This is a genomic window from Acaryochloris sp. CCMEE 5410, from assembly GCF_000238775.2.
Taxonomy (GTDB): Bacteria; Cyanobacteriota; Cyanobacteriia; order Thermosynechococcales; family Thermosynechococcaceae; genus Acaryochloris.
The window spans coordinates 84,092-98,171 of sequence record NZ_AFEJ02000002.1 but is presented as its reverse complement, the minus strand read 5'-3'; the positions used below and the strand labels follow the sequence as shown (position 1 = coordinate 98,171).

Here is a 14,080-nt window from a genome sequence, read left to right as displayed (position 1 = left end):
ACTTAGCATGGAGAGATAAATTGAGATGGGAGTGCTTATGCCCTATAGCTTGCAGTCCGGAATCGCATCAGCATTGCTCGCATTAACGACAGCGACTCAATGTGCTGATATTGATTTGTGGTCTCAATTCCCGATTTCTATCCCTCCAATCGTTTCTTCTACAAAACTATGCCCCTTTCAAGGCACTGAACTTACGCTTCAAATAGGAGAAGTCTACGAAGACAAGATATCTCGAGAGCAAGCCTTTGACCAAGTTCAAACTGTTTTAGGGGAGCGATTGGTGAATCTGGGACGGGTATCGGTTGGTTTTATCCCCCTGCCCCCCGATCAATTTTTGGTTCAGCTGCCTAGTCAGCTAGATCAACGCCAAGCTTTGCAACGAATCACTCAGCGATCTCAGTTAACGTTTCGTCTACACAATCCAACGACTCCTCAAACCGAATCCCTGTTACTTCAAAAGCTAGAGCTTCAACCTAAATTGGACGCAAAGCAATCCGATTCCCGTCAGATTGAAAAGCAGCTAGCCCAGATCTACAAAAAACTATATGGCCCGCCCGTTTTGACCGATAAAAATGTGATTGATACATCGTATCAGGTTGCTTCTGTAGGGCATCTTTGGGATGTCACGCTCCGGTTTAATAAACAAGGTGCTGAACAGTTTCAGAAAATCACGAAAAAAATGGCTGGTACCCAGCGACCCATCGGCATTTTTCTGGACGATCAACTATTAAGTGAAGCAACTGTTTCCTCTCAGTTTGCTAAAACAGGGATTTCTGGGGGAGCTGCGGTCATTACTGGCAACTTTGATTTGGAAACGGCGAAAAACTTGGCCTTCCAGTTGAAAGAAGGTAGCTTACCTGCGCCCATTACCGTCTCAAAAGTAGAGGCTGTAAAGACCGAACAATGCCCTTCTACCCCCCAGGTCTAGGAAGCTGCTAGTTTCTCGGAACTGATAAGCTCTGAAGGCAAGTTCAGTCCATCGATACTTTGGAAAAAGGGAGTAAGTTTAGCCGCAATGCTGGCCACACCTCCCTCTACATTGGACTCAATATTTAGGGGTAAAACGGGATCATGGAGTGACAATCGCAGCAACAACCAGCCTTGCTCTGAGGGCGAGCTGCAGGCGATCCGAATCCCTTCGTAATTATTTGGAACGATCTGCCAGTCTGTTTGTTGACCAGCAAATTCTTCTAACTTAGAAATCACCGAGTTGCCATGGGCTTTAAAATCATCCGCCTGGATCTTAATGCGATATTCTTCACTTTCCTGAGGTTCTGTGAGGTTGGCAATTAAGTCAGTGATATTGCGACCTGCCATCTTAGATTTAGCCAGTTCGACCAGTAGTTTACTGATCAAATAAGCCCCATCATCCAGAAAATAGTTCTCCTTCATCGCCCCATGACCGGAGGTCTCTATGGCTAACCAAGATTCCTGCCCAGATTGATTTAAGCGAATGGACTCATTAATCACATTCTTGTAGCCTCGCTTAAACCGATGATGGACACCACCTAACTCATCTCCAATAAATTGGGTCAGCCCATCAGAGGTAATGGAATCCGTAACAATGGTAGAACCGGGATGCTCCCGCAAAACCACTGCAGAGATGAGGGCGATTAGTCGATTACGATTCAAGTCCTGGCCTTGATGATCGACAGCAGCAGCCCGATCAACATCTGTATCGAAAATAATGCCGAAGTCAGCCTGCTGTTCAGTTACAGCTTGGCAAATGGCCGCCATCGCTTCTTTATTCTCAGGATTCGGAATATGGTTGGGAAACGTACCATCTGGGTCTAAGAATTGACTGCCCGTGATATCCGCTCCCAGGGGCTTTAAGACTTGCTCCGCATAAAACCCTCCTGCTCCATTGCCGGCATCGACCACAATGTGGAGCCCTTGCAAGGGTTGCTCAAACTGATCTGGATGATTAACGGCAGTACGAATCTGGCTGACGAGTTCTGCTGCGTACACGCCAATAAAGTTATGCTCAGACACCTGACCCGGATCAGCAGCTTTTTCAAATGTCTGCTCAGCAGCCAGACTGAGGATTTGGGTGATATCGCCTTTGCCTAAGCCACCTTGGGCGGTAAAGAACTTGAGGCCATTGCGATTGAAGGGCAAATGACTGGCGGTCAGCATAATAGCCCCATCACAGTTAAACCCATCGGTGACGGTGCTTTTGAACATAGCTGGGGTGGAGGCTAACCCAAAGTTATAGCCATTACTCCCCATTTGGGTAATACCCGCTAGAACTGCGTCCATCAAAGTGGGGCCAGAAATACGGCTGTCTCGCCCCACGCCAACGGTTAGCTCAGTGACAGATTTATTCAGGGTTTGGGAGAGCCAATGCACGAAAGCCATGCCTAAGATCTGGGCGATCTCTGGGGTAAGGTTCACGGCTTCCCCTTCAACCCCCTCTAATGCAACGCCTCGAATATCTGAACCATTCTGAAGTTGAGGCCAATTAAATGCGGTCAGGGTCATATGCGATCGCAAGTTCAGTACACCCCCCATCATGCCCCGAGAAAATGATCCTCCGTAAAATATACAGCTTTGATTAATAGTCGAGAACGAGCAGGTTTAGGCAGCGAGAGAGAGGCAAGTTTGATCTTAAAAACCTACATGAAACAAGATTCCCAGATTTGAGAAGTTTTGAACCCCTAGATTTTTATCTGTGCAATACCAGGAAGGGATATATCTTCTTATTTTAAGGAGGAGTTTTTAAGCTCTTTATACTGATCCAATACTATATTGATTCCTATAGATAATTTAGTAAAAAATATGCATTTCTCTATTAAATAAAAGATGATTTAGGCTAATTCAGATTTTTTACTTTTTTCCTTTAAACAAGAAATTTAGAACTTCAAAATATTTTTAAAAGGGTAATTGTAGAATTAAATTTTTTGGGGCAAACGGTTTATCCAATCAACAGTGCATGGACAGGAGACAGAATGATACTGACAAAGGTCACCACCAATGCACCAATGGCAATTCCCAGATGGTAGAGACGTTGAGGTTTATTGGGGTTAAACCACGGGGTTAGTCCGATCAGATATCCACCTATAAATCCGCCTAAGTGTCCCCAGTTGTCTACTCTGCCGACAAAGGCTGATAGTACAAACGAAATAATGGTTAGGGTCAAGGCTTGTTGCAAGACCTGTCGTTGATGAGCCCGTTGACCATAAATCACTAATGCGCCCAAGAGACCAAAAACGCCGCCAGAAGCACCGACACTGAAGTTTGATCCACTAAACGATGGTGGCAAAGAAGTCCAATACTGAGCGACAAAACTGGTTAGCAATGAGCTGCTTAGGGTTGTGAACGTATAGATACTCACTAACCGACCTGCCCCATACCCATTGGTGACCATCGGTGAAAGATAGTTTAACCAGGCCATATTGAACCCTAAATGCCATAGCCCCCCGTGGAGCCATCCCGAACTAAGTACTGTCCACCATCGACCCCATTCAAAGATGGGAACGGAACCCGTAGAGCCGAAAATCAGCAAGCTATAGGAACTCGGCATTAAAAGGTTCATAACCCCTTCTGACCGAACACCAGGAAGATCAAACAGCAATGTGATCAGATAAAGGGAGATACACCCGATGATCACAATTTTGATAAAACCAAAATCGGCCCCTAATCTGCGAATGGGACGTGCATATCCCCATAAGCCGGGATTCACCTGACCACAATGTGGACATTCTTCTTGCTCAATAGAGACCAGTTTTTGACAAGAAAAACAGACGACAGAACCCGAAGTCTGTCGTTTAGGTAGCTTAAAGGCCATAAGTGATGACAAGGCTGTTGAGTAAATCCAGGATAGACCTACTGTAGCCTGGTGCAAATACTGCCCCTGGTCCAATCAAACTATTGAGACGTCCCTTGCTGATCGATCCAATGGTCCATTTGCTCAGCTGCGGGCTGGTTTCCATTTTTTTGAAATAATTGTTTTGCCTGCTGATAATCAGCGATCGCCCCTTTGCGATCCCCCAGGGTTTGGCGAATCAAGCCTCGATTGCCATAGGCTTCGGCCATATTGGGCTGTAGAGCAATGGCCTGGCTAAAGTCACGAAGGGCGCTTTGAGGTCGATTAATGGAGAAATAAGCAACGCCTCGGTTGTAATAGACTTCTGAATTACTGGGGGCGAGCTGTAGGGCTTGGTCATAATCTTGAATGGCGTGGACATAATCTCCATTCAAGGCTTTCTGAATTCCTGTTGAGAATAAAATTTGCGATCGATCTTCTCTAGAAAGAGCAATATTTTCTAATGGCGATGGATGGGTATGGGGTTTAGCATAGCTGCCTTGGCTACTTCCTACTGATAGAAGAACGGTTATTAATAGAGTGGGAAAAAGCCAGGAACGGTGAGAAGAGATAAGCATAATTAAACCTAACTTTTTAAATTTTAGGGGCAAAAAACTTGCCCCTGTTTGTGAGCGACAGGTGGTTCTTTTTCGATTAAAGTGATGGGAATAAATACCTAAAGGAAATTGCCCCAAACAAAATGCTTGGAACCTGGAAGACCTATAACTAGGATGTTTGGGGAAATATTTATGCTTCCTATTCTAAGAAAAAAAACAGGAGTTCCCCTCAACTGAAACAATTCTTGCCATTGTCCGTAGAAGGGGATGGCGGCTATGGGGGTAATGAGGGTGTTACGAAAGCAGGGAATGGGTTACAAATTTAGAACTTTCTGACTGGCTTTTAACTTAAGAAGAAGCACCTGCCTCCACCATGCGAAAGCGACTCCGTCCCCAAAGACTGGATTTTTCTAGCATTTGCTCGGCTTGGGAAATCAGCTGTTGGCTGGTAACGGTGGTGTTACTTCTTGCGATCGCACCCCCAATCTTCAAACTCACAGAGACTTCCGACGCATCCACGAGCTGTAAAGGGGCATCTAAAGTTGTGGAAAGAAACTCACCATAGTCAGCCGCTGCTTCAATGGCCATTCCTAGGGTGACGCAATAGAAACGATGGCCACCATCAAAATGAAGCCAGCTACGAGGAGAAAGCTGACGCTGGATCCGATCAGTAATGATCGGCCAAACTGCTCTAGCATTGCCATCATCCGAACTAGGGGCATCTTCAATATCCATCACGAATAAACAGATCGAGCGATGCCAAGCCGAATCAGGGTTCAAGTTATTCAAAGCATGAGTGAGAACTTGATCCAACAGCTGATATTCCAATAGTCCAGTTTTGGGTTCCGTTAATCCGAGGGCTGAAAATAACTGCATCTGGGCCGAATGCATCAAATCAAGCTTTTTCTTCTGGCTAGATGCATCTTGGGCCTGCCCCTGATAGTCTTCTTCTAGCTGACTTAGTTGCCGCTTCTGGCGTGAAGAAACCCATCCTCGTTTAATGATGGTGGGAGTCGTGACCAATAAGCCAATAATCACCCCTAGGGCGAGGGTTAGCAGAAGAATCAGCGCCAAAGAGCCGTAAAACCGCCAAATTAAAAAGCTGACCGGAACCGAATAAGCATTTTGCAACGCAAATAGGATAGCAACCAGGGCGATAAGTAGGGCGAGAACAACTAAGATAGGCATCTGAATTAAGGAAATATCGCTTCTATATTAAGACGTCGCCTCACAATAAAGAAAAGTTGCAAGGGATCATTCGGTGTAACCCTTCGAACTTTGTTGCGGTACTCAAGGCGATACTTTGCTGAACCAGCCGCGACGCCAGAATAAATAGCTTAGACTTCCTGAAATCAGCAACATGGCAGCGATGACCGCAGGATATCCCCAGTACCAGCTCAATTCAGGCATGTTAAAAGGGGAAACTTGAGGGTTAAAGTTCATGCCATAGAGCCCTGAAATAAAGGTCAAGGGAATAAAAATGGTTGAGATGACCGTGAGAACTTTCATCACCTCGTTCATTTTATTGCTCACAGAAGAGAGATAAACATCCATCAGACTGGCTGCAAAGTCTCGATACGTTTCAACCATGTCTAAGATCTGGATGGAATGGTCGTAGCAGTCCCGTAGATACACTTTGACCTCTTGGCTGATCAGGGGGCTATCTTCTCTTAAGAGGGCAGATAAAGCATCTCGTTGTGACCAACTTAGCCGTCGCAAAGTCATTAGCTCGCGTTTGAGGGAGTGAACTTGGTTGAGGGTCTCTCGGGTGGGATTGTCGAGTATTTCATCTTCTAGGGTTTCTAACCGTTCTCCATAGAGTTCTAGCACTGGGAAGAAACCATCAATAATGGCATCTAAGAGGGCGTAGGCGAGATAGTCAGCCCCCATTTTTCGCATCAATCCCTTTTGTAATCGAATTCGCTTGCGGACTGGTCCAAAAGAATCATGGTAGGGCTCTTCTTGAATCGTTAACAAGGCTTGTTGATGCAGAATAAAGCTGACTTGTTCACTCACGAATCCGACGCCTTCTGGGTGAGGAAGAACCATACGGGCAATGATTAAAAGCTGATCATCAAAATCTTCAACTTTTTGGCGTTGAGGTACATTTACCACATCCTCCAAAACCAAGGGATGCAGATCGAAGGTTTGTCCTAATCGGCGCAGAATATCTTCATCTCCTAGCCCTTGAACATCAATCCAAGATACTGTCTCTGTGGTCAGATAATCTGCACTATCTTCAGGTTGTTCAACGACGATCCGGCGGGCTTGATGTGGGTTGTAATCGATGACAACGATCCGAGTGGGTGAAGCATCTTTATCAATCGTCAGGGTTCCAGGAGAGCTACCTGCTTGGTCATAAAAATAATCAACGTAACCTTGCTGCAAAGGGTCTGATAGAGGATTGGTCATGTCTGAAACCAGAATGTTTCTGCATCTATAGTTTGCATTGCTTGTTACCTGCAAACCCAGGAACTTTCTCTGGTCCTGATTGACAAACATTAATGAGACCACCCATCTGATTAGGACAAGAAGACTAAACATACTAAAACCCAGGCAGAGACTCGATTATACGGTCTTCTGCCTGGGTTGGCCCAAAACAGGAAAAGTCTATTTGTTGTCTAGCCTTGATACACCTAAAAAGTTGCTGTGGTTAACAGTCTCCATGTGGGGTAGCACCATACTTCCTAAATCTAGAGAACCTTGAAGTTAAGAAGACGCGGCCTTGCTTATCTCGAGTCCAACCTTGGGCTTCTACAATAACGGGACGTTTAGGTAAGGTTGTTTGGTAGCTCCGAGCTGCAGTATTGGATAATTCTGACTCATGAAGGTCAATAGTGGATGAATTTGAACCAGGCGATCTTAAATCTTGCCAAACAGCAGTTCTGACTGGGCGCTGCTGTTGAGGTGTGGGGGATTGGATGGTACGGATAGGATTGCTGGGACGGTATTCCGCGGGCTGTCTTATTTGGCAGTTCTTCTTTGCCTGTAATTTTTGAGTTCTGCTGGTGTGTGTGGCTAAGGCAGAGTTTTGTTGTTGCGCGGAGATTGATTTTGTAGGTGCTTGTTGGGCTTGACCTGGGGAGAGAATTAGCATCCATGCCAACGCTGCCGGGATGCACAAAACTATCTTGTTCATAGATTACCTACTTTACGGTCTGCGGACAATGGGGAAGGAGCAAACAGCAAAATTCTCAGATAGTAAAAGGGATTAAGGTGCTTGGTCAGCATGCAAATCTGGAATGTGGAGTTGCCATTCTGTAGATATTTCAGGGATGGGATCAACAATTATTCCTGTTTTTACATATCTTAACTGTTGGCAAGCCTCAAAAAAAGTGAAAACTCTGCATTAACAAGTTGCTGTCGGCTGATAATTGGCATTGGCGACATGTTTTTCAGGAGAAGAAGTCAGAATTATTTGTCCTTTTTTATCTCTCATCCAGCCTTTTGCTTCTACAATTTCTTGTGATTTAACAATCGCTTCTTTTTTGGCAGGTTGAATATCTTCATCGTTAGTTGATTTTGAGATCTGAAGAGATAGATGTATTTGCTTTTTAATGGAGTTGGATTCCAAATCATGAAGACGTAAATCCTGCCAGACGGCTGGTATAGCGCGGTTTTGATAAGGATTTGGTGGTAGTCCACCTTTGCCTTTATAGACGAAATGTCCATTCCCTAAAGCTTGACCAGGGCGACATCCCTTAACGATTTTCTGCGGTTGAACTGGAATTGTTCTATATTCCGATACTTTTAGTCTAGAGGTTCGCCCATACTCTCCCACTAGTTCTCGATCATCTTCTGAGTCAACAACGATATCACTCATCTTTGTAGGTTTAGAGTTTTTGGTTAGACCCAGAACTTCTTTGCCATTAATAGAAGGGTCAACCATTGGTGCATCAATGCAGGGCTGTTTTAAGTTCACCAGAGGTAATTCAAAAGTACTGGAAATTCGTGAGCAGTAATATTGTTATGAGAAATCAGGGTACACAAGAATCTTAGTTTTAGATTTTCTTGCAGGAACTTGAAACAGCCCTGTTCACCCACCTATAAATACTTGGGTTCTAACAGAATGAAGATAATAAAGAGAACCTTTTGACTTAAACATTGGATGATGTTGTTCTATTGAGTCGTCATCTACAACGACTCATCAGCGAACTACCAAAATAATGTTCAAGTTTTAACGAAAGTTAATTGAAATATCTAGTAAATATCCTGAACGGTTACTAATGCGTTTAGAAGGAAATATATAAAGATTCAGAAGTAATATCTTCTAAACTTTGTATAAAATACCTAATGTCTCTCTTCAGATAGATGTACTAATTTCACCATCAGCCTAGTCTCATAAGAACAGGATGATTTTAGTTCTATGAGGGGATTTGTAATTTAGATTTCGTCCTCTAAGACCATCTGGGTGGTAATCTGCATTACATCCATTGAGTCGTGCAACCGTAACTTTTTGATTTAGTCGGCAGCTTATAACTCATGCCTCAAGAACCATCTGGTGGAGAGCAAGCTCCACGCCCATCCCGCCGCCTCTGGCTGATTTTATGTAGTCGACCAGTGATCGGTACAGCCCTTGTTCTTCTCGGAATCTTAATTTGGGGCGGTTGGCGAATCCTAGGCTTTATTAATGAAGAACTTGCTCCCCAGATTGCCAAAGAACTGACAAAGTCCCTGAATCGCCCAGTTCTATTGGGCGATGTGCAAAGCTATTCCCTGACGGGACTACAATTTGGGCCATCTTCAGTACCTGCTCATACCTATACAAGCAACGGTCGCACCATTGAAGATAAAGATGCAGGCAAGGTTCAAGCCGTTAATGTCCAGTTTGATGTTTGGAAAACCCTCTGGACCCGGACTCTTAATTTAGATGTGACCTTGGTGGATGCAGAATTGTATCTCGACCAAACAGAGGATGGAGGGTGGATCTCAACCACTCTAACTCAGGAAGATTCTGAGGGATTGGTCAAGATTCAGCTTGATTCCCTCAGCGTGGATGGGGGAGAAGCGGTTATTGATCCTTATGGAGCGGAGGCTCGGACCCTGAGGGATTTAAAGGGTGTTCTAACGCTGCATGACAATAATGAGAAGCTGAAAGTTGAAGGGAATGGCACTTTAGATTCTGGCGGTAAAGCGAGGCTGAAAGGGGAGTGGTTGCAGCCTAGTCAATCCCTAAAGCTAGATGTCAAGGCCAAACAGGTTCAAATAACTCCACTTATGGGGTTTGTGCCCACAGAGATTCCCATTCAAATTCGATCGGGAGAAGTGGATGGGGATTTCCAGCTAACCTATCAACCGCAAGAACCTATTCAATTGACTGGAACGACAGAAGTCAAAGATGCTGATATTCGCGTTCCTGAACAGAATATTTGGGTAAAGGCGGAGGAGTTTCAGGGAGAGTTGGATGTTGAGTATTCTCCCAACCAGCAACTCCCCAAGATAGGGGGAGAAGCCCAGTTCCGCTCTGCTGATCTTTATGTACCTGAAAATTTACTGTTTCAAAATGGGCGATCGCAACGTCAGCAACTGCGTCGTACAAATGGCAGCCTAAAATTTCTAAAGGACGAAGAACGCCTCCAATTCGAGGCCCGAGGCACCATTGCCAGTGGGGGACGACTGCGGACCAAGGGGGAAACAACCCTCGATTTAAGCAAAATTAAAGTTTCGGTGTTGGCCCAGAATGTTTCTGCACCTATTTTTGATCGAGCCTTTCAAACACCTGTAGCCATACGTTCAGGCCAGGTCGATGCCAACGTCACGCTTTATTTAGATCAAGCTAAACGGCCCAGTATGCGAGGCACTGCCCGCATGAAGGATATCGATGCTCAACTGGTTGGCCTGCCTAAATCTTTCTATGATGCCAATGGATTTATTCGCTTACGGGGATTAACCGCCACCCTAGAAGGGGTGACGGCTCGATATGATCAAGTGCCCGTTGCCGCCAAAGGCTCGATTGATATTGATCGGGGTTATAACCTTTCTGCCCAGGTCCCTGGACTGGATGTCAATACGGCTCTGACCACCATGGAGGTGCCAGCATTGCCGGTGCCCATTGCTGGGGAGGTGAGTCTTCCGGAGATTCGGATTACGGGTCCGATTGATCGCCCCTATATTGCCGGGGAAGTTGTGATGGCCTCTGGTACAAAGATTGACCGGGTGCCCTTTGAGACGATTAAGGCTCAATTCACTTTAGATAATCCATCCCTGAACGTTAGCCGTATTTTGGCAGTACCTGAGGCTGGGGGAGAAATCACGGGTACGGCCCGCTATAACCTTTTACCGGGGGCTGACCTAGCGGCGGATGTAGATGTTGTCGGGTTGCCTGGGGATGCGATCGCAACCCTATACGAAGTACCCTCGGGGCTAACGATTGGCCCCATCAACGCTCAGACTCAGGTTCGGGGGCAACCCGAAGATCTACGCACCCAAATTGCTTTTCAAGCGCCCCGAGCCACCTATCCCACCAATGGTGAGATGCGCTTACGCAAGGGGATTACTCGATTAGATAATGTTGTGGCCCAAGTGGCTGGGGGGACAGCCCGGCTAGATGGATATTTTGATCAAACGGATCTCAAAGCTGATGTCAGATTGGCGGGCATTGGGCTATCCACCTTTGCTCCCGAATTAAAAGGCGCTTTGAGTGGAAATGTTGCTCTCAATGGCCCCATTGCAGCCCTCAGCCCTGAGACGCTTCGGGCCCAAGGCCAAGTTAATTTTTCCCAGGGATTATCCCTGCTGGAGCAACCCTTAGATGCTCGATTCCGATGGACAGGGCGTCAAATTGTAGTGCAGTCGGCGACGGCTAAGGGGTTTCGAGCCGATGGCACCATTGATGCTGATTTACAGTCTCCTCAAGGTCCCCAGATCACCGCGATGGATCTGAATATCAAGGCTGATGATTATGATTTACGAACCCTAGCAGCCTTGGGACCCACTGCTATTCCCTTGACCGGGCAGGCCGACTTGACAGGCCGAATTACCGGAACCCCCGAAGCCCCCAATATAGTGGCGACTTTACAGCTAGAAGACTTAGCGGTGTCACAGTTCCGGTTTGAACCGGTGATGAAAGGGGACTTGGCCTTTGGTCCAGGGGTTGAAATGAAGGTGGGAGGAGACCGCGATCGCATCGATGTTTCTCTCAACTCTCAATTCTTGCCCAACTCTTTTCTGATTCGCAGAGATCAGGCCATCGCCCAAGGGACAACCCAAGGCAATATCCTCCGGGCAGAAGTCAAACAATTTCCCCTACAACCCTTGAATTTAGGTTCCATCGCTAATTTAGGGTTAGGAACGGTCTCTGGGACAGCATCGGGTCAGTTCCTAGCCAACCTGAAACAGCAAACCCTAGAGGGTAGCTTTGCCGTTGATCAACCGGCCCTTAACCAGATTCAAGCTAAAACCCTAACGGGCAAGATTCGTTATCGAGATGGAATCGCTAATTTAGATCAGGGGACATTGCTCAAAGATGAAAGCCAGTATGTATTAAATGCGAAATTTATTGCCAGTGACAACCCTCAATACTCAGGTGACTTAGCGATTACGAAAGGCAATATTGCTGATGTTGTGGCGTTGTATGAGTCTGTCGATTTCGCAAACATCGGATCTCCCCAGCAGCCCAAAACCTATGGAACGGCGGCAGATTTGCAAACCATTCCGGTTGGCGTAAATGGCCCATTACTGTCTCAACTGCGCCGTTTTTCTGAAATTCAGCAATTAGCCATTATCCAAGCAAATCAACAGGAGCAAAGCCTGTTTGCCTTGGATGGCCTAACTGGACAATTTGGCGGACAGATAAACTTTGCTGGATCCGTCAAAACGGGGGTGAATGCTGATTTCGATATTCGGGGACAGGACTTTAAGCTGGGGCTGTATGGTATCGATCAACTCGTTGTCAAAGGCGAACTGGAAGATGGCCTGCTCAGTTTGCAGCCCCTGCGCGTCAAAACGGGCGAGAGTCTATTGGCGTTTCAAGGTCAACTAGGTAGTTCCTATCAGTCAGGGCAGCTGCGGCTGCAAAATATTTCCATTGAACCCATCAACCCCTTCTTGGATTTACCTGTCGCCGTTACCGGCAAATTAAATGGCACCCTCAATTTGGCTGGAAACTTGGATGACCCTCAGCTAGAAGGTCAGTTCGAGTTAGTAGAAGGGCGATTGGACGATGCCGTTATTAATAGTGCTCAAACCACCTTGAGCTATAAACAAGCGCTCCTCAAGATTGACAGTCAGGCTCGGATTAATAACTCCCAACCCTTGGTCCTAAAGGGGGAAGTTCCCTTTGTACCAGTTTTCTCAACAGTAAAGCCAGCTACGGATCAGGTCTCCCTCACAGCAAGTATTCGAGATGATGGCTTATCCCTCCTGAGCTTATTTACAGACCAAGTCACCTGGGAAGGCGGTAACGGTGCCCTAGATGTCAACGTGAAGGGCACGATTGATCAGCCTATTGTAGACGGTAGTATCCGATTCCAAGATGCCAAACTTCAGGCTGCGGCCCTGAAACAGCCCCTCACCAATTTAAATGGTTTGATCAAATTTGATAGTAACCTAGTGACCATTCCTCGATTAACGGCCAAGATCGACGATGGCCAGTTAGAAACCACCGGAAGTCTGCCCATTTCCCAAGGGTCGAACCAACAGGCCTTAGCCGTCAAATTAGAAGATTTAGATCTCAATGTGCAGGAACTCTATCAGGGGGGTGTGAATGGTGCCATTGTCGTCAAGGGAAGTGCTTTACAACCTCGGATCAGCGGTAAACTGCAGCTCAGCAATGGCAAGGTCAAATTAGCCAATGCGAGTGCAGCTGATAGTTCTGCCCCTGGAACCGCGCCTCAGTCGGGGGCAGACAATCCGATTAAATTCACTAATTTAGTGGTTCAAATTGGCGATAATGTCAAAATCTCTCAACCGCCAGTTCTTAGTTTTATTGCGAACGGTGACCTCACCATCAATGGACAAGTGGATCAACCTCTAGCGGACGGTGTGGTTCGCTTCCGTAAAGGCTCCATTAATCTGGCCACCACCCTCTTTAGTGTCGATCCAAGGCGAGAAAACTATGCCAGATTTGACTCTCGATTTGGCTTAGATCCCTACCTCAATATTGGTATGAAAACCACTGTCACTGAGGTGGTACGGGCGACGACTACTGACTTGAATGAGTTTGCTGAAGTCCCCTCTAGTGCCATTGGAGCAGTCCAATCTGTGAAGGTGAATGCCACGGTGGATGGACGGGCCAGCGAACTCCTCGCTAACTTTGACAAAGTCGTGACCTTAAGTAGCCGTCCTAGCCGCACCAATCCCCAAATTATTGCGCTACTGGGGGGTGGTCTGGAACGGTCCCTACAGGATGGGCAAGCGACTCAAGCTGCCGCCAATATTGCCAGCTCGGCAGCTTTCTCCAGTGTGCAGCAAGCCCTGAATGATGCTTTGGGAAGTCGCGCTAGTTTTCGAGCCTTTCCTGTTTTGCTCCCCAATCAGAATAATAATCAAAGCGCAGTATTGGCCTTTGGAGCTGAATTAGGATTTGACATTACGGATCGCTTCTCTGCCTCCGTTCTCCAAATATTGACAGGGGTAGATGAACCGACTCTATTTAACTTGAGTTACGAGATCAACAATCAAATTAGGGCTCGGTCCTCCATCAGTTCTGAAGGCGAAGCCGTCGGGGTGTTGGAATATCGCATTCAATTCTAATCCTCGTTACAATAACCCTTTGCAA

General features: G+C 46.4%; 9 protein-coding genes. 2 read left to right on the top strand and 7 right to left on the bottom strand.

Translation table 11 applies throughout. The annotated features are described in order from the left end of the window. Positions 1-37: 37 nt before the first annotated feature. Positions 38-928, top strand: coding sequence for a preprotein translocase subunit SecD (gene secD, locus ON05_RS21185; RefSeq protein WP_236619121.1), 891 nt, complete (start codon positions 38-40; stop codon positions 926-928). Here the strand turns inward: secD and ON05_RS21180 are convergent. From ON05_RS21180 to ON05_RS21150, 7 genes are all read right to left on the bottom strand, one after another. Continuing rightward, the gene (locus ON05_RS21180; RefSeq protein WP_010479183.1) at positions 925-2,481 is read right to left on the bottom strand and encodes a phosphoglucomutase; all 1,557 of its coding nucleotides are present in this window, start codon (positions 2,479-2,481) and stop codon (positions 925-927) included. The genes secD and ON05_RS21180 overlap by 4 nt on opposite strands. A gap of 433 nt (positions 2,482-2,914) precedes the next feature. Then, positions 2,915-3,844: a rhomboid family intramembrane serine protease gene (locus ON05_RS21175; protein WP_262562234.1), complete on the bottom strand. Its 930-nt coding sequence runs from the start codon at positions 3,842-3,844 to the stop codon at positions 2,915-2,917. Positions 3,845-3,867: 23 nt separating this feature from the next. Then, positions 3,868-4,383: a tetratricopeptide repeat protein gene (locus ON05_RS21170; RefSeq protein ID WP_139026086.1), complete on the bottom strand. Its 516-nt coding sequence runs from the start codon at positions 4,381-4,383 to the stop codon at positions 3,868-3,870. Between the two features lie 327 nt (positions 4,384-4,710). Beyond that, positions 4,711-5,550: a lipopolysaccharide assembly protein LapA domain-containing protein gene (locus tag ON05_RS21165; RefSeq protein ID WP_010479177.1), complete on the bottom strand. Its 840-nt coding sequence runs from the start codon at positions 5,548-5,550 to the stop codon at positions 4,711-4,713. Positions 5,551-5,652: 102 nt separating this feature from the next. Beyond that, complete coding sequence (corA, locus tag ON05_RS21160) at positions 5,653-6,774, bottom strand: magnesium/cobalt transporter CorA (RefSeq protein WP_010479175.1); 1,122 nt, start codon at positions 6,772-6,774, stop codon at positions 5,653-5,655. A gap of 241 nt (positions 6,775-7,015) precedes the next feature. Beyond that, positions 7,016-7,501: a hypothetical protein gene (locus ON05_RS21155; RefSeq protein ID WP_139026084.1), complete on the bottom strand. Its 486-nt coding sequence runs from the start codon at positions 7,499-7,501 to the stop codon at positions 7,016-7,018. Between the two features lie 210 nt (positions 7,502-7,711). Then, positions 7,712-8,284, bottom strand: a complete 573-nt coding sequence (locus tag ON05_RS21150; protein WP_029315571.1) for a hypothetical protein — start codon at positions 8,282-8,284, stop codon at positions 7,712-7,714. Positions 8,285-8,844: 560 nt separating this feature from the next. Between ON05_RS21150 and ON05_RS21145 the strand changes: the two genes are divergently transcribed. After that, the gene (locus tag ON05_RS21145; protein ID WP_010479170.1) at positions 8,845-14,055 is read left to right on the top strand and encodes a translocation/assembly module TamB domain-containing protein; all 5,211 of its coding nucleotides are present in this window, start codon (positions 8,845-8,847) and stop codon (positions 14,053-14,055) included. Positions 14,056-14,080: the final 25 nt, after the last annotated feature.